The 19018-nt window shown below is 69.3% G+C and carries 20 protein-coding genes; 11 read left to right on the top strand and 9 right to left on the bottom strand.

What is annotated here, in order from left to right:
- Window positions 1–2 precede the first annotated feature (2 nt).
- Complete coding sequence (gene mhuD / locus A5648_RS11840; RefSeq protein ID WP_064856072.1) at window positions 3–320, bottom strand: mycobilin-forming heme oxygenase MhuD; 318 nt, start codon at window positions 318–320, stop codon at window positions 3–5.
- Between the two features lie 24 nt (window positions 321–344).
- On the opposite strand from mhuD, the gene A5648_RS11845 reads away from it, so the two are divergent.
- Window positions 345–1106 (top strand): alpha/beta fold hydrolase, encoded by a 762-nt coding sequence (locus A5648_RS11845; protein ID WP_065024726.1) that lies wholly within the window; start codon window positions 345–347, stop codon window positions 1104–1106.
- On the opposite strand, the gene A5648_RS11850 is transcribed toward A5648_RS11845, so the two are convergent.
- Window positions 1073–1969: an A/G-specific adenine glycosylase gene (locus A5648_RS11850; RefSeq protein ID WP_065024771.1), complete on the bottom strand. Its 897-nt coding sequence runs from the start codon at window positions 1967–1969 to the stop codon at window positions 1073–1075. The genes A5648_RS11845 and A5648_RS11850 overlap by 34 nt on opposite strands.
- Before the next feature lie 25 nt (window positions 1970–1994).
- Between A5648_RS11850 and A5648_RS11855 the strand changes: the two genes are divergently transcribed.
- A complete protein-coding gene (locus A5648_RS11855) occupies window positions 1995–2612 on the top strand; it encodes a carbonic anhydrase (protein WP_065024770.1) in 618 nt (205 codons plus the stop codon).
- An 8-nt stretch (window positions 2613–2620) separates the two neighbouring features.
- Here the strand turns inward: A5648_RS11855 and A5648_RS11860 are convergent, their stop codons facing one another.
- Together A5648_RS11860 and A5648_RS11865 are read right to left on the bottom strand one after the other, a co-directional pair.
- Window positions 2621–3289, bottom strand: coding sequence for a response regulator (locus tag A5648_RS11860; RefSeq protein ID WP_065024727.1), 669 nt, complete (start codon window positions 3287–3289; stop codon window positions 2621–2623).
- A 1-nt stretch (window position 3290) separates the two neighbouring features.
- A complete protein-coding gene (locus tag A5648_RS11865) occupies window positions 3291–4490 on the bottom strand; it encodes a sensor histidine kinase (protein ID WP_065024772.1) in 1200 nt (399 codons plus the stop codon).
- Window positions 4491–4659: 169 nt separating this feature from the next.
- On the opposite strand from A5648_RS11865, the gene A5648_RS11870 reads away from it, so the two are divergent.
- Genes A5648_RS11870 through A5648_RS11880 form a run of 3 tightly spaced genes read left to right on the top strand, consistent with a single transcriptional unit; the run spans window position 4660 to window position 8636 of the window.
- The gene (locus tag A5648_RS11870) at window positions 4660–5004 is read left to right on the top strand and encodes a hypothetical protein (protein WP_131810557.1); all 345 of its coding nucleotides are present in this window, start codon (window positions 4660–4662) and stop codon (window positions 5002–5004) included.
- Window positions 4997–7870 carry an RND family transporter gene (locus A5648_RS11875; protein WP_082966447.1) on the top strand — a complete coding sequence of 958 codons (2874 nt, stop codon included), beginning with the start codon at window positions 4997–4999 and terminating at the stop codon, window positions 7868–7870. The genes A5648_RS11870 and A5648_RS11875 overlap by 8 nt, the downstream gene beginning before the upstream one ends.
- Window positions 7871–7874: 4 nt before the next feature.
- The gene (locus A5648_RS11880) at window positions 7875–8636 is read left to right on the top strand and encodes a hypothetical protein (protein ID WP_065024730.1); all 762 of its coding nucleotides are present in this window, start codon (window positions 7875–7877) and stop codon (window positions 8634–8636) included.
- Between the two features lie 6 nt (window positions 8637–8642).
- Here A5648_RS11880 and radA read toward each other — a convergent pair whose 3' ends face one another.
- Window positions 8643–10058 (bottom strand): DNA repair protein RadA, encoded by a 1416-nt coding sequence (gene radA / locus A5648_RS11885; RefSeq protein ID WP_065024731.1) that lies wholly within the window; start codon window positions 10056–10058, stop codon window positions 8643–8645.
- A gap of 51 nt (window positions 10059–10109) precedes the next feature.
- Entirely contained in the window at window positions 10110–10646 is a 537-nt protein-coding gene (locus A5648_RS11890) for a hypothetical protein (protein ID WP_065024732.1), read from the bottom strand.
- A 259-nt stretch (window positions 10647–10905) separates the two neighbouring features.
- On the opposite strand from A5648_RS11890, the gene carD reads away from it, so the two are divergent.
- Genes carD through ispF form a run of 3 tightly spaced genes read left to right on the top strand, consistent with a single transcriptional unit; the run spans window position 10906 to window position 12549 of the window.
- Window positions 10906–11394: an RNA polymerase-binding transcription factor CarD gene (carD, locus tag A5648_RS11895; protein ID WP_013830798.1), complete on the top strand. Its 489-nt coding sequence runs from the start codon at window positions 10906–10908 to the stop codon at window positions 11392–11394.
- A 16-nt stretch (window positions 11395–11410) separates the two neighbouring features.
- Window positions 11411–12076 (top strand): 2-C-methyl-D-erythritol 4-phosphate cytidylyltransferase, encoded by a 666-nt coding sequence (gene ispD / locus A5648_RS11900; RefSeq protein ID WP_065024733.1) that lies wholly within the window; start codon window positions 11411–11413, stop codon window positions 12074–12076.
- Window positions 12073–12549, top strand: coding sequence for a 2-C-methyl-D-erythritol 2,4-cyclodiphosphate synthase (gene ispF / locus A5648_RS11905; protein WP_065024734.1), 477 nt, complete (start codon window positions 12073–12075; stop codon window positions 12547–12549). Before ispD ends, ispF begins: the two co-directional genes overlap by 4 nt.
- 14 nt (window positions 12550–12563) lie before the next feature.
- Here the strand turns inward: ispF and A5648_RS11910 are convergent, their stop codons facing one another.
- The gene (locus A5648_RS11910; RefSeq protein WP_131810558.1) at window positions 12564–13406 is read right to left on the bottom strand and encodes a hypothetical protein; all 843 of its coding nucleotides are present in this window, start codon (window positions 13404–13406) and stop codon (window positions 12564–12566) included.
- Window positions 13407–13554: 148 nt separating this feature from the next.
- Between A5648_RS11910 and cysS the strand changes: the two genes are divergently transcribed.
- Genes cysS through A5648_RS11925 form a run of 3 tightly spaced genes read left to right on the top strand, consistent with a single transcriptional unit; the run spans window position 13555 to window position 16799 of the window.
- Window positions 13555–14964 (top strand): cysteine--tRNA ligase, encoded by a 1410-nt coding sequence (gene cysS, locus A5648_RS11915; protein WP_065024736.1) that lies wholly within the window; start codon window positions 13555–13557, stop codon window positions 14962–14964.
- The gene (gene rlmB / locus A5648_RS11920; RefSeq protein WP_065024737.1) at window positions 14965–15906 is read left to right on the top strand and encodes a 23S rRNA (guanosine(2251)-2'-O)-methyltransferase RlmB; all 942 of its coding nucleotides are present in this window, start codon (window positions 14965–14967) and stop codon (window positions 15904–15906) included.
- Between the two features lie 29 nt (window positions 15907–15935).
- Window positions 15936–16799, top strand: a complete 864-nt coding sequence (locus A5648_RS11925) for a glycerophosphodiester phosphodiesterase family protein (RefSeq protein ID WP_109470776.1) — start codon at window positions 15936–15938, stop codon at window positions 16797–16799.
- Window positions 16800–16850: 51 nt separating this feature from the next.
- On the opposite strand, the gene A5648_RS11930 is transcribed toward A5648_RS11925, so the two are convergent.
- Window positions 16851–18095 carry an SLC13 family permease gene (locus A5648_RS11930; protein WP_065024773.1) on the bottom strand — a complete coding sequence of 415 codons (1245 nt, stop codon included), beginning with the start codon at window positions 18093–18095 and terminating at the stop codon, window positions 16851–16853.
- The gene (locus A5648_RS11935; protein WP_065024739.1) at window positions 18092–19012 is read right to left on the bottom strand and encodes an MBL fold metallo-hydrolase; all 921 of its coding nucleotides are present in this window, start codon (window positions 19010–19012) and stop codon (window positions 18092–18094) included. The genes A5648_RS11930 and A5648_RS11935 overlap by 4 nt, the downstream gene beginning before the upstream one ends.
- Window positions 19013–19018 lie beyond the last annotated feature (6 nt).

A 19018-nucleotide genomic window follows, 5' to 3' on the forward strand; every position in this document is an offset into this window, starting at 1 on the left:
ACCTACGCCTGGGCGGCGGTTCCGGCAACGTCCAACACGACCTCGAATTCCAGCAGGCTGGCACCAGTAGCGACGGGGTTCTTGCTGGCCTGGGCGTGAGCCTCGGCGCTGCGCCCGGTAGCCCAGGCCTGGAACGCCTCATCGGATTCCCACGTGGTGACCACGAAGTAGCGGTCCTCGCCCTTGACCGGCCGCAGCAGCTGGAAGCCCAGGAAACCGGGTGAAGAGTCCACCGTGTGCGCTCGGTTGGCGAACCGTTTCTCCAGCTCGGGACCGGCGCCCGGGGGGACCTCGATTGCGTTGATCTTCACCACTGCCATGCGGCCTAGGCTACCGTGCCCCGGGTGGACACCGGGCCGAGCGAGCTGCTGACCTATCGCGGTGGCCACGGGACGCCGCTGGTCCTGGTGCACGGGCTGATGGGTCGCGGCAGCACCTGGCCGCGGCAACTGCCGTGGCTGACCCGGCTGGGGGCGGTCTACACCTACGACGCGCCGTGGCACCGTGGCCGCGACGTCGTCGACCCGCATCCGATCTCCACCGAGCGCTTCGTGGCCGACCTGGCCGCCGCGGTCCAGCAGCTGCCGGGGCCGGTGCGCCTGGTGGGTCACTCGATGGGTGCGCTGCATTCGTGGTGCCTGGCGGCCCGCCATCCGGAGCTGGTCTCCGCGCTGGTGGTTGAAGACATGGCGCCAGACTTCCGGGGCCGCACCACCGGGCCGTGGGAACCGTGGGTGCATGCCCTGCCTGTCGAGTTCGCCCGGGCAGATGAGGTGGTGGCCGAGTTCGGCGACATCGCCGGGCGGTACTTCCTGGAGGCCTTCGACCGCACCGCGACCGGCTGGCGGCTGCACGGTCAACCCGCGCGCTGGGTGCAGATCGCCGCCGAGTGGGGCACCCGCGACTACTGGGACCAGTGGCGTGCGGTGCAGGTGCCGTCGTTGCTGATCGAGGCCGGGAACTCGGTGACGCCCCCGGGCCAGATGAGCGAGATGCATCGCATCGCCTCTGCCAGTACCTACCTGCGCGTTCCCGATGCCGGTCACCTGGTGCACGACGAGGCGCCGCAGCGCTATCGGGAGGCCGTCGAGTCGTTTCTGTCCTGACCGGGCAGCGCGAAGCGGTCGTTGGTGAGCCGTTCGACCAGGCCGTCGTCCAGCAAGGAGGCCAGAGCGCGTTCGCGCTGGAGCTCATCGACCGGCCATGCCACATCGAGTTCGGCCCGGGTTACCGGAAACGCATTGTCCCGCAACACATCCAGTAGGCGCCCGCGGACCTGGCGGTCGGTGCCGGCATAGCGCTGGGCGGGCCGCTTGGCGGCGCTGCCGGGTGGGAATCCGCGGTCTCGCCACGCGCAGGAACGCAAGGGGCATGCGGCGCAGCGCGGCGTCCGGGCCGTGCACACCATGGCGCCCAATTCCATCAGCGCCGCCGAAAAGCGGGCGGCCCGAGCGGCATCAGGCAGCAGGGCACCGACATCGGCATGGTCACGTTTCGCTGATGGGGCTGCGGCGTCGGCGCGTCCGTGCACGGCGCGGGCCACCACCCGGCGCACATTGGTGTCGACCACCGGAACCGGTTTGCGGTAGGCGAAACAGGCCACCGCCCGCGCGGTGTAACTACCGATCCCCGGCAGTTGCTCCAAGACCTCGACGTCGCCGGGTACCACGTCGGCGAATTCGCGGGAGATCACCGTCGCGCACTCATGGAGCCGTTTGGCCCGGCGCGGGTAGCCGAGCTTTCCCCACGCCCGCAGCACCTCGGCGGGGATCGCGGCCGCTGTCGCCGAGGGTGTCGGCCAGCGCGCCACCCACTCCGGCCAGAGCGGCAGCACCCGCGCCACCGGGGTTTGCTGCAGCATGAACTCGCTGACCAGGATCTGCCACGGGGTCACACCGTCCGCGCGCCAGGGCAGGTCGCGTTCGGCGACGTCGAACCAGCCGAGCAGGTCGCCGGCGTCGATGCTCATCGGCCGGCCGTGCACAATGTCGGGTATGCCGAATTCGAACCCGATATCCGCGTGGAAGGCACTCAAGGAGGGTAACGAGCGCTTCGTCGCCGGCGAACCCCTCCACCCGAGCCAGGACGTCGCGCGGCGCGCCGAGCTGGCCGGCGGTCAGAAGCCGACCGCGGTGGTGTTCGGTTGCGGCGACAGCAGGGTCGCGGCCGAAATCATCTTCGATCAGGGCCTGGGCGACATGTTCGTGGTCCGCACCGCCGGCCATGTCATCGATGCAGCTGTGCTCGGTTCGATCGAGTTCGGGGTGGCGGTCCTCGACGTGCCGCTCATTGTGGTGCTCGGTCACGACAGCTGCGGGGCGGTCAAGGCCGCGCTGGCGGCTCTCGACGACGGTGCCGTACCAGGCGGCTACCTGCGTGATATCGCCGAACGGGTGGCTTCGTCGATCCTGGTGGGCCGGCGCGAAGGCCTGCGCAGCATCGATGAGTTCGAGACCTGCCACGTCAACGAGACCGTGCGGCAACTAGCGAGCCGATCGACCGTCATCGCCGAGCAGATCGAGGCCGGGACGCTGGCGATCGTAGGCGCCACCTACCACCTGTCCGACGGGCGCGTGCAGGCCCGCGAGTATCTCGGCGACATCGGGGAATAGGCAGCCGCTCAGCTGCCGTACCGCGGTGTGACGACGCCATGGTCGTAGGCATAGACAATGGCCGCTGCGCGGTCTCGTAGGCCGAGCTTGGCGAAGATGCGGCCGATGTGGCTTTTCACCGTCACCTCCGAAATGTAGAGGTTGTCGGCGATCTCACCGTTGGACTGCCCTTGGGCGATCAGCTTCAACACATCGCGCTCGCGCGCGGTCAGCTCCGTGACAGTCGCCGCGCGATGTTCGGCGGCGACGATCCGGTAGGTGCTCAGTACTCGCGCGGTGACCGCCTGGTCGAGGTAGCCGTCGCCTCCGGCGACCGCGCGCACGGCGCGGATCAGCTCCTCCGCCGGCGAGTCCTTGAGGACGAACCCGGATGCGCCGGCCCGCAACGCCGCGGACAGCAGCTCGTCCTCATTGAACGTGGTTAGTGCCAGGACTGGCGGTGAGTCCGGCGCGGCGGCAAGTCCGCGGGTCGCTTCGATCCCGTCGACCCGCTTCATCCGCAGGTCCATCACCACTACATCCGGGCGGTGCACGGCGACCGCGCCGGGAACCTCGTCACCATCGGCGCATTCGGCCGCGACGACGAACCCGTCCTTGCGACGCAGAATCCGGCGCAGACCGGAGCGGACCAGGTCCTGGTCGTCGACCAGCAGCACGGAAATCTCGGGGTTGGCCATGTCAGCGCGGGCACCGCCACAACCGGGAGCCCGGCTCGGTCAACGGGATTTCGGCCCGCACCGACCATCCTTGTGGGCACGGCCCGGCATCGATGGTCCCGCCGAGCAACTCGACGCGTTGGCGCATCCCGGCGAGACCGCGGCCATCCCGAGATGCCGAGGTCACCGCAGCCGGCATCTCGTTGACAATGGACAGCAGTGCTGTGGAGGGAGAAACGACCACGGTCACCATGGCTTTCGAGTCAGGCGCATGCTTGGCGATATTGGCCAGCGACTCCTGGGCGATGCGGTACAACGCCAGCCCGGTGGCCGCCGACACCGGATCGCTCGACCCGTCGGTGCGCAGCGTGACCTTCAGCCCAGCCTGCGCGTAATCGGCGATCAGGTCGCCGATGTCGGCGATCCCGGGCTCCGGGGCGGTGCCGGCCGGGCCGTCCTCCAGCAACCCGACCGTGCGGCGGATGTCGGCCATCGCCTGGCGGCCGAGTCGCTCGGCGTCGGTCAGCGCGTCCACCGCGTCGTCGACGTCGCGGTCCTGCTGCAGTGCATGCCGCGCTCCGGTGACGTGCAGCAGGGTAATGGACAGCGAATGCGCGATGACGTCGTGCACTTCGCGGGCGATGCGCCGCCGTTCGTCGGAGGCCGCGTGCGCGGCCAGATCAATTTGCATCTGTTGTTGGGTTACGAGCAGCTGGGCCTGAATACGGGTCAGAATCCCGACCAGCCAACCCATCGCGGCCATACCCAGATAGAGCGGTAGCGCGTCGAGGCGGTGCAGCGCGGACGCCGCCGTCAGCAAGGCCACCGCCGATACCAGCGCAAGCGGCCCGTAAAGCGGTGGTCCCAGTGCCGCGAACGACCCCAGCGCCACCACCAGCAGGGCCGGCGCCAGATCCCCCTCGACCGGCGTGGAGGTCGCGAAGAGCAGAATGGCGGTCGCCGCGAACGAAGTCGACCACACCAGGGCGGGGAGGAACTTGACTCCGGCCAGAAAAAACAGCGCCAACGGTGCGAGCGCCAGCAGCGCCGCGGCGGCGGAAGCCGGCAGGTCGGCGCGGGTACGCTGTAGGGCCGAAGCGACCAGGCTTATCACCATGCAGCCGTCGACCAGCAGGACGAACGACCAGGAGTAGCCGGATGGGATGAGCGCACCGCGCTGCTGGAGCCGATCGCGCACAAACCCGGACGCCACACCCGACATCGCCTCATCGTAGAAGCGATATCCGCCGTACACATCCTCCCGCGGTCGGACACACATTCCGACCGGAGTAGGAAAAGCAAAACCGAACCGCGGCACGATGTCGAGCCCGGTGATGATTCCTAGCGTTATCGACATGACTTGGAACCAATTTCACCAGCGGATGGCGTTTATGACCGACATGATCGAGCGCGCAGCCGAAGACCCTGGTTCGGCACTGCATTTCAACGGCAACGCCTCAGACGTAGAGCGGCTGTTCGGCAGCGAGGAAGGTCTACTGCTGGCGTTGCAGCAGCGCTGGATGACCGCGTTGGCGGCAAAGCTCGATCAAGCCCACTATGACGGCGTGCCGGCCGAGCTGGCCAGAGCCGAACTGGCCGAACAGCAGCCAGGGCTTCGTGCCCTACTGGATGCCGCGGCCCTCCGATCGGAGAGGGTACGTCGGCTGCAGAACCGAGAACCCGGCATAGCGATGCTGTTCGACGGTCTGCCCTTTGGATTGCAGACCATTGCCTGAGTTGCTGGGCCCGGTAGCCCGGTTCACCCAGCGCTGGGCGGCCGCGGTTCTGCTGGCGTGGATTGCCGCCGCGGGTCTCGCCAATCTGGCCGTGCCGCAGCTGGAACGGGTGGTCGCATCGCACTCCGGGTCGTTCATGCCCGCCGACGCGGCCAACAACGTCGCGGCCGTACGGTCCGCGCAGCTGTTCGGCGATGCGCCCAGTAACAACCTGAATTATGTTGTGCTGGAGCGGGATCAGCCGCTGCAGTCGGCGGATCGCCGCTACTACGAGGAGCTGGTGGCCGCGCTGCGAGCCGATTCCCGCCACGTGAATGCCGTGACCGACCTGTGGACGTCACCGCTCACCGCGTCCGCGTCCGAGAGCCGTGATCATCGGGCGGTCAATTTGATGCTGCGGCTCTCCGGGGCGTTGGGAACATCGGCCGCCGCGGACTCCGTCACCGCGGTCCGCGATACGGTGGCCCGGCTCGGTCCGCCCGCTGGCCTGCAGGTGTCCGTCGCCGGGCCGGGCGCCACCCTGGTCGACGAATTTGCGGCGATAGACCACCAGATGCTGGCCATCACCGGTGCCACGGTGGTGGTGATCATGCTGCTGTTGTTGGTCGTCTACCGCTCGCTGGTAACGGCTGCGGTCCCGCTGATCTCGGTGGGCCTGGCGTTGGCTGTGGCCCGGCCGGTGGTCGCGCTGCTCGGTGACCACGGAATGGTCGAGGTGTCGCTGTTCACCGTCGCACTGATCGCGGCGATGATCCTGGGTGCGGGCACCGACTACGCGATCTTTCTGATCGGCCGCTACCACGAGGGCCGCCGCCACGGGATCGAGCCTGCAGCTGCTCTGACTGCCGCCTATCGCGGTGTCGCCCCGGTCATCATCGGCTCCGGGCTGACCATCGCAGCGGCGTTGGCGTGTTTGAACCTAGCCCGGATCAGCATGTTCCGCAGCGCCGGAATACCCTGCGGGATAGGAGTTCTGGTAGGCGTGGCGGCAGCTTTGACGCTGACTCCTGCGCTGATCGCGCTGGCCGTACGGCGTGGCCTGCTCGAGCCTCGCCGGTCGACGATCACCCGACGGTGGCGGCGGCTCGGGGTTGCCGTCGCGCGCTGGCCCGGCCCCATCATGGCCGCCAGTGTCGGGGTGGTTCTCGTCCTGACCGTGCCGCTGGTCGGTATGCGGACCGACTGGAACGAACCGTCGGCGACTCCGGCAGACATCGAATCCAACCGGGGCTACGCCGCGATGGACCGGCACTTCGAGGCGAATCAACTACTGCCGGTCATGGTCACCGTCGAAGCCGATCACGATCTGCGTAATCCGGCCGGTCTGATCGCTGTGGAACGAATCACCCGAGCGCTGATGGCAATTCCCGGAGTGCGCAGTGTTCAATCGGCGAGCCGTCCGGCCGGCGCTGTACCGCATGAGGCCACGTTGAGTCATCAGTCCGGGATGCTCGGCGAACAACTTGGCGCCGGCGTCGATTCACTGGCTAACCGGCTGGCCCGGGTGGTCGATCTGGATTCCGTGTTATCACAAGTGTCCTCGGCGATGGACCAGCTGGACCGAGCACTGACCGGTGGCACGTCCGGCCTGCGTGAAATCGATTCGGCAGCCGCCGATATGCGCACCGGCATGGACGGTCTGCGGCACAACGTCGAGGCGATTTCGGGATACCTCGGCCCGCTGCGCAGGTTCGTCGGCAACACTCCCGACTGCGAGGTCAACCCGATCTGCTCGGTCGCGGAACGGGTTATCGAGCCGGTCGACGACGTCGTTCGCAGTTCGACCGAACTGTCCGATGGCGCAGTCAAACTGACGTCTGGTTCGGGTACCGCGACGGCCGCGTTGGCCGGGCTCCCGGACGCGGTGGCGTCACTGCGTGATGTGCTGGGCCAGGCCCGGGCCGCTACCGGCGAGCTGCGCGGCGTGGGCGATGCGCTGCCGGCGCAGCTGCATGAACTCACCGCTTACCTGGGCGCGGTCGCAGGCGATTTCCAGGGCAGTGCGGCAGGCGGCTTCTACCTGCCGGCCCGCGCGCTATCCGACCCGAGGTACGCCGAGGTGCTCCGCACGTTGATGTCACCGGACGGCCGGGCGACCTTGCTGCTGGTGTACGGGGACGGTCAGGAATGGGGGGCGGACGGAGCCCAGCGTGCGGAGCTGATCCAGACCGCGGTGCGGGAGGCGACCAAGGAGGGCACCGTAGCCCCGACGTCGGTACAGCTGGCCGGGGTGGGGCCGGCCACCCGAGACCTGCAAGGGCTGGTCCGGGGCGACATTGTGTTGCTGGTGGTGGCAACGCTGGCATTGATCTTCGCCATCGTCGCGGTGATGCTGCGCAGTCCGGTGGCCGCGCTGGTGGTGGTCGGCACGGTCATCGTCTCCTACGCATCGGCGCTGGGGGTCAGCGTGCTGCTCTGGCAGCACCTGCTCGGCATGCCACTGCACTGGGCCGTGGCCCCGATCGCGTTTATCGCCTTGGTAGCTGTGGGCACCGACTACAACCTGCTGTTGGCGTTGCGGATCAAAGAGGAGGCACGGTCCGGCCTCGGCACCGGCATGATCCGTGCCTTCGCCGGCACTGGCGGCGTGGTGACCACCGCCGGAATCATCTTCGGAATCACGATGTTCGCGCTGGCAGACAGCACCGTGCGCAGTATCTCGCAGATCGGTGTGACGGTCTGCATCGGGTTGTTGCTGGACACCCTGATAGTGCGGACCTTCGTGATGCCATCGCTGGTGAGGCTGTTGGGCCGCTGGTTCTGGTGGCCGGGCCGCGTTCACGCCGATTACTCGGGCGAGGTCACAACGCGGCAACGACACGCCGGGAAGGGTCGGACAACTCTGCCTGAGCACGTCCTACCGTGAGAACGTGCTCGATTTGGAACCGCAGGGCCCGCTGCCATCGCAGATCTACTGGCGACGCCGCGGCTTGGCGCTGGGCATCGCCGTCGCCGTGATCGGGGTGATTGCGGCCATCGTCTTCGCTGTCGTCCACGGCAGCGCGGGCGCCGAGAACACCGACACGAAGACGCCGGCCGCCGGGCAGCACGCCAACCCGCAAGGCGCCGCACCAGAAGAGGTCAAGACGCCCGTGGTGCCGCCTGCCGAGCAGGCGCCGCCGCCTTCGGCGACCCCGACCGCGGCGGTGATCCCGCCTCCGGTGCTCAAGGAGGGTGACGACTGCCCCGATTCGACGTTGGCGGTCAAGGGCATCACCGGTCCCCAGTACGTGGTGGGCGAGCAGCCCCAGTTCACCATGGTGGTCACCAACATCGGCCTGGTCGCCTGCAAGCGGGACGTGGGGGCGGCCGTGCTGGCGGCCTACGTCTACTCGCTGGACAACCAGCGGCTGTGGTCGAACCTCGATTGCGCGCCCTCGAACGAGACCCTGGTGAAGACCTTCGATCCCGGCGAGCAGGTGACGACCACGGTGACCTGGACGGGAATGGGTTCGGCGCCGCAATGCCCGCTGCCGCGACAGCCGATCGGTCCGGGCACCTACAACCTCGTGGTTCAACTGGGCAATCTGAGATCGGCGACGGTGCCGTTCATGCTGACCGAGGCCTCGCCGGATGCTCCGCCGCCGGTCGAGAACTTCCCGGCGCCGGACGCCCTGCCGCCGGGCAACTGATCGGCCCTAACTCGGGTCCAGCAGTCGTAACGGCGCCGGCCTGGTGGGGCGATGGCCGGCGATGTCGACCAGACTGCGCAGCGCCGCAACGATATTGGCCGCCGCGACCGTGCGTAGACCGCCCACGGTGGCCGGGGCGCCCGGCGGCGTCAGCGCGGTGGTGAACCCGAGCCGGGCGGCCTCGGCCAGCCGGCGATCCATGCCGCTGACCGGGCGCAGGTCGCCGGCCAGCCCCACTTCGCCCAGCACCACCGTGGTCGCCGGCAACGGCAGACCGGAGTAGGCCGACGCCAGCGCGATTGCCACGGCCAGATCCGTCGACGGATCGGTCAACCGCATGCCGCCCACGGTGGACAGGTAGATGTCGGCGGCCGCGATCGGCAGCTGCGCGTGCTTGCCGAGCACCGCGGTGATCATGGCGGCCCGGGCGTGGTCGATGCCGCTGACCGCCCGGCGCGGCGACCCGCCCACCGGGTCTGCCAGCAGTGCCTGCACCTCGCCGATCAACGGACGTTTGCCGTCCAGCGCGACGGTGATCGCGGTGCCGGGCACCGGTTCGCTGCGCTGTTCCAGGAAGAGCCCCGACGGGTCGGCGATGCCCTCGATTCCGTTGTCGCGCAGCAGGAAACAGCCCACTTCGTCGGTGGCGCCGAAGCGGTTCTTCACGGCCCGCACCATTCGCAGCACCGAGTTGCGGTCGCCGTCGAAGTGCAGCACGACGTCGACGAGGTGTTCCAGTGAACGTGGGCCGGCGATCGCCCCGTCCTTGGTCACATGGCCGACCAGGATCAGCGCCACATCGCCACCCTTGGCGGCTGCGGTCAGAGCGGCCGTGACCGCCCGCACCTGGGTCACCCCGCCGGCCACCCCGTCGGTGTCGGCCGCGGAGATCGTCTGCACCGAGTCCACCACCACCAGCGTGGGCCGGACGGCCTCGATGTGGCCCAGCACGGTCTGCAGGTCGGATTCGTCGGCCAGGTAGATCTCGTCGTGGCTGCACCCGGTGCGTTCGGCGCGCAGCCGGATCTGCCCGCCGGACTCCTCGCCGGAGACGTACAGCGCCCGCCGCCCCGCCAGCGCCCACCGGTGGGCCACCTCGAGCAGCAGTGTGGACTTGCCGACGCCGGGATCTCCGGCCAGCAGGGTCACCGAGCCGGGAACCACCCCGCCGCCCAGCACTCGGTCGAGCTCGGCCACGCCGGTCGGCTGCGGGTGTGCGCGGCCGGGCGCGATGGAGCTGATCGGAACGGCGGGCCGGGCCGGCGCTGCCGGCTGCAGTCCGTGCGACGGTACGGCCGCCTCGGCCACCGGATCGATGCCGCCCCAACTGCCGCACTCCGGGCAGCGGCCCAGCCATTTCGCGCAGGTGTGCCCGCACTCCGCACAGCGATACAGCGATCGAGCCCTGGAGGTTTTAGCCACCCGCTGACGGTATCCGGTGGGTGTGACAGTGAGTGCGGGCTACGCGAGGAGTCAGTGGTGCGTCAGGGCGCCGGCCGAGATCGGCACGGCCACCCGGATCGGGCCCGCCTTCTTGAAGTCGAAGGTGAAGTCGTAGGTCAGCCCGTTGGAGATCGCCTTGTCCAGCGTCACCGCGGCCGCCGCCGTGCTGGCGTTGGAGACCTCGGGCAGCGCCTTGGACGCCGGTGCGGTCGGCTGGTCCGGGCCGGCCGGGGCGCTGACGATCAGGACACCGCCGGCGGGAACCGACTTGGCGCCGATCACCGACACCTTGCCGACCGAGCTGCTGATCCCGGTGAGCTCATCGCCGGTGTCGGTCGACTGGTTGCTGGCGACGAACACCAGGTCCACGGTCTGCCCGGCTTCCAGCGCATCGCCGGCCTGCACCGCCTGGATCCGCACGTCCCGCAGCGCCAGCTCGCCCACGGTGGCCGAGGCGCCATTGACCGCGGACGCCTGGTCGGCGCTTTGGGAAATCTGGCCGGTACCGCACCCGGCGAGTGCCGCGGCGACGGCCAACGCGGTGACGACCCTGTTGAACCGGTTCACTTGAGGCCTCCTGCTCGGCGCTGCGGTTTGTGACTATGCACTGTAGTAGCACGCTCATAGCGGCGGTAGTTCAGGGTTCGGGCTCGCCTTTAAAGGGTGATCGACCGCCCCGAAGCGGCCCATGGTGGCCCACGTCATGCACGGTTTATGCTTGCTGTCAAGCCCTTGCCCGGGCCTGCGATGCCCCTGACCTGCACCGTTGATCGTCCGGCGTCTGAGCGACGTGTTAGCATGGGGTAGCGAAAGGGGCTCAAATCAGATGATCTTTAAGGTCGGAGACACCGTCGTATATCCACACCACGGTGCAGCGTTAATCGAGGCGATTGAAACCCGGACCATCAAAGGCGAGCAGAAGGACTATCTGGTCCTCAAGGTGGCGCAGGGCGACCTCACCGTTCGAGTTCCCGCAGAAAATGCCGAATATGTCGGCGTGCGTGACGTAGTGGGTCAGGAAGGCCTGGACAAGGTCTTCCAGGTGCTGCGTGCCCCACACACCGAGGAACCGACCAACTGGTCTCGCCGATACAAGGCCAACCTGGAAAAGCTTGCCTCCGGTGACGTGCACAAGGTAGCTGAAGTCGTTCGTGACCTCTGGCGCCGCGACCAGGAGCGCGGCCTGTCCGCCGGCGAGAAGCGGATGCTGGCCAAGGCACGTCAGATTCTGGTCGGTGAGCTGGCATTGGCCGAGAACACCGACGACGCCAAGGCGGAGACCATCCTCGACGAGGTGCTCGCCGCGGCGTCCTGAGCCGCCGGGGTTTTCGGTGGCAAGCGCAGTAGCCGTGGTTCCGGCCGCGGGTTCGGGTGTGCGGCTAGGGGCTGGCGTCCCCAAAGCGTTCTTTCTGCTCGGCGGGCAGACGCTGGTCGAGCGTGCGGTGGCGGGTCTGCGGGAATCCGGCGTCATCGACGAGGTGGTGGTCGCGGTCCCGCCGGATCGCACCGATGAGGCCAAACTGATCCTCGGCGGGACGGCCAGCGTGGTCGTCGGCGGGGCGAGCCGCGTCGACTCGGTCCGGCTTGCCCTGGAGAGCGCCGGAAACCCCGATTTCGTTCTGGTCCACGACGCCGCACGTCCGTTGACCCCACCGGACCTGGTGGTCCGGGTGGTCGCGGCGTTGCGCGACGGGCACCGCGCGGTGGTGCCCGTCCTGCCGGTCTCGGACACCATCAAGGCGGTCGACGCCAACGGGGTGGTGCTGGGTACGCCGGAGCGGGACGGTCTGCGGGCGGTCCAGACACCGCAGGGGTTCGCCGCCGAACTGCTGTTGCGCGCCTATCATCAGGCCGGGGCCGGAACACAGTTCACCGACGACGCGTCGATGGTCGAGCACATCGGCGGCCAGGTCCAGACCGTGGACGGCGACCCGCTGGCCTTCAAGATCACCACCAAATTGGACGCGCTGCTCGCCGAGGCGGTGGTGCGCCGGTGAGCGTGCTGCCCCGCGTCGGATTGGGCACCGATGTGCATCCGATCGAGCCGGGGCGGCCCTGCTGGCTGCTGGGGTTGCTGTTCCCCGGCGCCGACGGCTGCGCCGGCCACTCCGATGGCGATGTCGCCGTACACGCGCTGTGTGACGCGCTGCTGTCGGCGGCAGGGTTGGGGGACCTCGGCGCGGTTTTCGGCGTCGACGATCCACGCTGGGCACAAGTAACCGGTGCTGTGATGATCGGCCATGTCCGCGGCCTGCTCGGCGAGGCCGGCTTCACGGTCGGCAATGCCGCGGTGCAGGTCATCGGGAATCGGCCGAAGGTCGGACCGCGGCGTGTCGAGGCGCAGCAGCTGCTGTCCGATCTGCTGGGTGCACCGGTGTCGGTGTCAGCGACGACCACCGACGGGCTGGGACTGACCGGCCGGGGCGAGGGCCTGGCCGCAGTCGCTACCGCGCTGGTGGTGCCGGGGTAATTCGCTCGCCGGGGTTAGCAGGCGCCGAAGATGAGCCCGACGACGCCACAGGCGACCTCGGTACCGACGCCCACGCCGGTACCGGCGAGGTCTCCGGTGGTGTCGGCCGCGATACCCGGCACGTCGCCCGCGATACTCCCAGCGGCATCTGCGGCGGCAGCAGCCGCCTGGCCAGCGGCGTCGGCAGCAGATGCGCCGGCAGCGTCGGCAACACCGGCCGCCGTGTCGCCACCGACACCGGCGAGCGCGTCCGAAACGAGGTTGGGGTCGATTGCCGGGGTCAGATCAAGATTGGACAGGTCGGCGGAGACCGACGAGGGCAGGCCCAGCGCGTCGGTAGCCGCAGCCGAAGCGGCCGTGGCGGCGTCCGCACCGGTAGACGGAGCGGCACCGAGGCTGCCCAGGCCCGACATCAGCAGCGGTGCGCCCAACATCGGCACGTACATCGCCATCATCGGGGCCATCATCGCCATCGAGCTGCCGATGGAGGCACCCATGTTGTTCATTCCGCCCGCAGCAGGAGCGGCTGCCATACCGTCGTCGGCCGGGTGCGTGGCCTCATCTTCGGGCCGCGGCGTGCCGTCGTGGGCCGGGTTCCCCGCAGCGTCGCCGGCCGGGTTTGCCGCGGGCGAGTGTGCCGCGTTGTCGCCGATCGGACCTAGCCTCCCGGCATCGGCGGGGCCTGCCGCGCCATGGTCGGCCGGCTGTACCGCACCGGCCAGGTTTGCGCCGGGCGCCGACTGCGTCGAGACCTGCCCGTTCTGATCATTCGGCTCGTCGGCGTACACCGTTGCTGCTGAAGCTATTGCGGCCACAGCCAGGAAGGTTCCCGAGGCTACCGCCAGACGTCTGGTCACTTTGGCAATATATGCGACCGGTGACCGCCTGTCCACACATGTGGCAAGTGGTGTCCGTACCTGGTAATTGCCTGATAGGAAGGGGTTCGACGATCGCGGGCAGCGGCCACGGCGGCGACGTCCTTCCGGCCCGGTAAGCTGGCCCGTCGTGACCGATCGCCCCAGCCTACGGCTGCACGACACGGCAACCGGCGCCGTTCGTGACTTCGTTCCGCTGCGGCCCGGTCACGCGTCGATCTATCTATGCGGTGCAACCGTGCAGGCGCCGCCGCACATCGGCCACGTCCGCAGTGGTGTGGCGTTCGATGTGCTGCGCCGGTGGCTGACCGCGCGCGGCTATGACGTCGCCTTCGTGCGCAACGTGACCGACATCGACGACAAGATCCTCAACAAGGCCGCCGCGGCGGGCCGGCCCTGGTGGGAGTGGGCCGCCACCTACGAGCGCGAGTTCACCGCCGCCTATGAGGCGCTGGGCGTGCTGCCGCCCTCGGCCGAGCCGCGCGCCACCGGTCACATCACCCAGATGGTCGAGTTGATCGAGCGGCTGATCGCCTCCGATCACGCCTATGCCGGCGGCGGAGACGTCTACTTCGACGTACTCAGCTACCCCGAATACGGCCAGTTGTCCGGCCACAAGATCGACGACGTGCACCAGGGCGAGGGGCTGGCCACCGGGAAGCGCGACCCGCGGGACTTCACGCTCTGGAAGGGCGCCAAGCCCGGTGAACCCAGCTGGCCGACGCCGTGGGGACCCGGCCGCCCGGGCTGGCATCTGGAGTGTTCGGCGATGGCCCGGTCCTATCTCGGCCCTGAGTTCGACATTCACTGCGGCGGAATGGATCTGATTTTCCCCCACCACGAGAACGAGATCGCCCAGAGCCGGGCGGCCGGTGACGGCTTCGCCAACTACTGGCTGCACAACGGCTGGGTCACCCTCGGTGGCGAGAAGATGAGCAAGTCGCTGGGCAACGTGCTGTCGATGTCGGCGGTGCTGCAACGGGTCCGGCCGGCCGAACTGCGCTACTACCTGGGCAGTGCCCATTACCGTTCCATGCTGGAGTTTTCCGAGGCGGCCCTGCGCGACGCCGTCAACGCCTACGTCGGCATCGAGGACTTCCTGCACCGGGTACGCAGTCGGGTGGGCGCAGTGCTTCCCGGCAGCTGGACGGACCGGTTCGCCGCCGCGCTCGACGACGACCTGTCGGTGCCGATCGCGCTGGCCGAAGTGCACCGCACCCGCGCGGAGGGCAACCGCGCGCTGGACGGCGGCGACCATCAGGGTGCGCTGGCGGCCGCCGGCGCGATCCGGGCGATGATGGGCGTGCTGGGCTGTGACCCGCTCGACGAACGCTGGGAGTCGCGCGACGAGACCTCGGCGGCGCTGGCGGCGGTCGACGTGCTGGTGCGCGCCGAGCTGCAACGCCGGGAAACCGCTCGCGCCGAACGGGATTGGCAGCTGGCCGACGAGATTCGCGGCAGGCTCAAGGATGCCGGCATCGACGTCACCGATACCGGCGACGGCCCGCAGTGGTCGCTGTTGCTGGACGGGGCGGGCTAGATGGCGGGCAACTCCAAGCGCAAGGGCGCGGTGCGCAAACCCGGGACCAAGAAGGGCCCGACCGTCGGCTCCGGCGGTCAGCGCCGCCGCGGGCTCGAGGGCCGCGGCGCCACCCCGCCCGCACACCAGCGGGAATACCATCCGGCCGCAAAAGCCGCCAAGCGCGCCGCCAAGCAGCGGGCCTACCGGACCACCAAGCGCACCGACGAGAGCGAAACCGTGCTGGGCCGCAACCCGGTGCTGGAATGCCTGCGGGCCGGGATCCCGGCCACCGCGCTGTATGTGGCGCTCGGCGCCGAAGCCGACGAGCGGTTGACCGAATCAGTCACCCGGGCAGCCGATTCCGGGTTGCCGATTCTGGAGGTCCCCCGCTCGGACCTGGACAAGATGACCACCAACGGCCTGCACCAAGGCATCGCCCTGCAGGTTCCGCCGTACAAGTACGCCCATCCCGACGACCTGCTCGCCGCCGCGCGCCAAGACGTCGCGCCTGCGCTGCTGGTCGCCTTGGACAACATCTCCGATCCGCGCAACCTCGGCGCCATCGTGCGCTCGGTGGCGGCATTCGGCGGGCACGGCGTGGTCATCCCGCAGCGTCGCTCGGCGTCGGTCACCGCGGTGGCCTGGCGCACCAGTGCCGGTGCCGCAGCGCGGATCCCGGTCGCGCGCGCGTCCAACCTGAACCAGACCTTGAAGGCGTGGGCCGATCGCGGTCTGCAGGTGGTCGGACTGGATGCCGGCGGCGACACCGCGGTCGACGACTTGGATGGTGCCGGCCCGATGGTGCTGGTCGTCGGCTCCGAGGGCAAGGGCCTGTCCCGGCTGGTCCGGCAGAATTGCGATGCCATCGTGTCGATTCCGATGGCCGGGCCCACCGAGTCGCTGAACGCGTCGGTGGCCGCCGGGGTGGTGCTGGCCGAAATCGCCCGCCAGCGGCGGTGATCCGCCGCGCCGTCGTCGCGGTGACGCTGATGCTCGCCGGGGCTTCCGGCGTGTGCGCGCAGGCGCAGCCGGGGACATTCGATCTGCAGGCGCATCGTGGTGGGCGAGGCGAGACCACCGAGGGATCGCTGCGCGGCTTCGCCAAGGCGATCGAAACAGGCGTCAGCACATTGGAATTGGATATCGTCTTGACCCGGGATGCGCAACCGCTGGTCTGGCACGATCCGGTGATCGAGTCGTCCAAGTGCGCCGATACCGGCCCGGCCGTTGCCGGCGACCCGCAGTACCCGTATGTAGGCAAGCGGGTGGCCGACCTCACCGTCGCGCAGATCCACACGCTGGACTGCGGTCAGCCGCTGCCGGAGTTCCCCGAGGCGGAAGTGCCGCCCGGCAACGTGATCGCCACGTTGCCAGAGGTGTTCGCCCTGGCCGACTCGTATCACGCAGATGTGCGCTACAACATCGAGACCAAGGTCGACGCAGAAGATCCGCAACAGATCGTCGAGGTGACCCTGGCGGCGGTGCGGGCCGCCGACAAGCTGGACGCTGTGGAGATGCAGAGCTTCGACTGGCGCACCCTGCCGCTGGTGCGCGCCGTCGAGCCGGCCATTCCCCTTGTCGCGCTGTGGGAAAGCGGGCCGGACCCGATCGCCGGTGCGGCCGCGGCCGGCGCCGACACCGTCTCCCCGCACTACTCGGTGGTCGATCGGGCGTTCGTCGAGCGAGCGCACCGCGCCGGGCTCAAGGTCATCCCGTGGACGGTCAACGACGCCACTGCGATGCGCGAGCAGATCGCCGCCGGCGTCGACGGACTCATCACCGACTATCCGCAGCGCGCCCGCACCGTGATGGCCGAGCTGGGGATGCCGCTGCCGCCGGCGTATCACCGCTGATCCGGTCGCGGTGACCCACGGCGCCCGGCTCCGCCGCGCTTGCCATCACCACTAAACGCCCAGCAGCCGGGCGCCGGCCCACAGCGCCAGCACCGCCGCCAGCAGGGTCGGCGGCACCGTGCACAATCCCAGCCGGGTGTACTCGCCGACACCGGCCGGAACGCCATAGCGGCGCAGCACCCGGCGCCACAGCAGGTTCGACAGCGAGCCGGCGTAAGTCAGATTGGGTCCGATGTTGACCCCGATCAGCACCGCCAGCACCGCCACCGGGCCGGCCGGCGCCACCAGCGGCGCCAGCACCAGCGTCGCCGGCAGATTGTTGACCACGTTGGCCAGCACCGCGGCCACCGCCGCGATACCCAGCAGCGCCATCAGCCCCGCGCCCGTCGGCAGCACGGCGCTCATCCGGTCGCCCAACCCATTATCGACGACCGCGCGCACCACCACCCCCAGCGCCAGCACGAACACCAGAAAACCGACGTTGGCGGCCCGCAGGATGCCGGCCGGAGTGCTGCGCCGCAGCGCCAGACCGCGTACGGCCAGCACGGTGGCGCCAGCGACCGCCGCCCACGCCGGAGCGACACCGAACGTCTCTGCGAGCACGAAGCCGGCCAGCGTCAGGGCCACCACCGCCAGCGCGAACACCGGCACCGGCGGAGGAGGGCCGGCCTGCAGGTGCTCCGGGGTCGCGCGCAGATCGACGCGAAAGAACCATCGAAAGACCAAGTACACCACTGCCGTCGCGGCCAGCCACGGCGCCGCCGTCAGGGCGGTGAACCTCGCGAAGGACAGGCCGGCCGCCTGGAACGCCAGCAGGTTGGTCAGGTTGGACACCGGCAACAGCAGCGACGCGGTGTTGGCCAGGTGTGCGGTCGCGTAGGCGTGCGGGCGCAGCGGTGCCCGACGGCGGCGGGCCATCATCAGCACCACCGGGGTCAGCAGCACCACCGTCGCATCCAGGCTCAAGACCGCGGTCAGGCAGGCTGCGATGACGAAGACCCGACGCAGCAGATGCTGCGGCGGCCCGACGTCGGCCCGAGCCATCGCCGCGCCGGCGGCCTCGAACAGGCCTTCGTCGTCGCATAGCTGTGCCAGCACCAGCACCGCACCCAGGAACGCGACGACACGCAGCAGGGTGGCGGCCTCGGCGGCAGCGTCGTGCACCGAGATCGCTCCGGTGGCGACCAGGACGGCAGCGGCCGGTACCGCCGCGAACACCTCCGGCCAGCCCCGCGGCCGGGCGACCGCGAAGCCCAGCACCACGGCGAGCAGCAACAGCGCAAGAGCCGGCTTCAGGTCCACGGGTCTTCGCGCCGCCACACCGTGGGCAGGTGCAGGCCCACTCCGTCGGCGTCGGCGAACTCGCTGAAGATCCGCATAGTTACATCCAGGTCGTCGACGGCATAAGGCAAGGCACGCAATGGTTTCGACAACGGGCGGAAGAAATCGTCCCAATGGGTCAACACGACGGTCTTCGCGCCGACGGCGCGCACCGTCTCCGACCAGTAGTCGGTCAGGTATTGCCGCGGCTGCACACCGAGCTGGCCCACACCCAGATAGGCGACGTCGGCGCGATGCCCATCCAGCATGCCCGGAACGAAACCGGCGCTACCGACGATCAGCAGCCCCCGCCCCGAGGGCCGGTGGGTCACCAGCGCCGACCATGCCTCACCACACTTGTAGGCCGACGCCCTGACCGGCGGAACCACCGCGGTGGTGATGACACCGGGGAAACGGTCCGGCGGGCAGTGCCGCGACTCGAGAAGGGTCACGTCGTAGGCGCCCAGCGTGATCGGTGTCCCGGGTACGGCGACGATCAAGCGGTCGCCCGAAAGGCCTTGACCACGACCGATATTGGCCGCCGATTCACCGCCCACCAGTGCCGCACCGGTGCGTTCGGCCACCACCGCGGAATCCAGCGCGTGATCGATATGGGTGTGCAGCGGGATCACCGCGGCCAGCTCGCGCACTCCGGCCCGGGACAGACAGCCGTCGATGCGAGCGGCCGACGGCGACACCTTGCGCAGCGCCACCCGCGTCAGACTTGGGCGCGAGAAGTAGCCATCGGTCATCAGCGCCGACGATCCGTCGTCGATCAGCATGCTGGTCACGCCGAGCCACGTCACCGACAACGGCGCACCCGGTTCGGCCACCCGGGCGGTGAACCGGTGCGCATACCCGCCGAGGTCGGGGCGGCCGGGCTTGAGGCGCATCGGGGC

Origin of the sequence: Mycolicibacter sinensis (assembly GCF_001673565.1) — a bacterium.
GTDB classification, from domain to species: domain Bacteria; phylum Actinomycetota; class Actinomycetes; order Mycobacteriales; family Mycobacteriaceae; genus Mycobacterium; species Mycobacterium sinense_C.

What these genes read in the sequence shown, in the direction of transcription:
- mhuD (WP_064856072.1), bottom strand. Translation starts at nt 320, where the DNA reads ATGGCAGTGGTGAAGATCAACGCAATCGAGGTCCCCCCGGGCGCCGGT.
- A5648_RS11850 (WP_065024771.1), bottom strand. Translation starts at nt 1,969, where the DNA reads ATGAGCATCGACGCCGGCGACCTGCTCGGCTGGTTCGACGTCGCCGAA.
- A5648_RS11855 (WP_065024770.1), top strand. Translation starts at nt 1,995, where the DNA reads ATGCCGAATTCGAACCCGATATCCGCGTGGAAGGCACTCAAGGAGGGT.
- A5648_RS11860 (WP_065024727.1), bottom strand. Translation starts at nt 3,289, where the DNA reads ATGGCCAACCCCGAGATTTCCGTGCTGCTGGTCGACGACCAGGACCTG.
- A5648_RS11865 (WP_065024772.1), bottom strand. Translation starts at nt 4,490, where the DNA reads ATGTCGGGTGTGGCGTCCGGGTTTGTGCGCGATCGGCTCCAGCAGCGC.
- A5648_RS11870 (WP_131810557.1), top strand. Translation starts at nt 4,660, where the DNA reads ATGACCGACATGATCGAGCGCGCAGCCGAAGACCCTGGTTCGGCACTG.
- carD (WP_013830798.1), top strand. Translation starts at nt 10,906, where the DNA reads ATGATCTTTAAGGTCGGAGACACCGTCGTATATCCACACCACGGTGCA.
- rlmB (WP_065024737.1), top strand. Translation starts at nt 14,965, where the DNA reads ATGGCGGGCAACTCCAAGCGCAAGGGCGCGGTGCGCAAACCCGGGACC.
- A5648_RS11925 (WP_109470776.1), top strand. Translation starts at nt 15,936, where the DNA reads ATGCTCGCCGGGGCTTCCGGCGTGTGCGCGCAGGCGCAGCCGGGGACA.
- A5648_RS11935 (WP_065024739.1), bottom strand. Translation starts at nt 19,012, where the DNA reads ATGCGCCTCAAGCCCGGCCGCCCCGACCTCGGCGGGTATGCGCACCGG.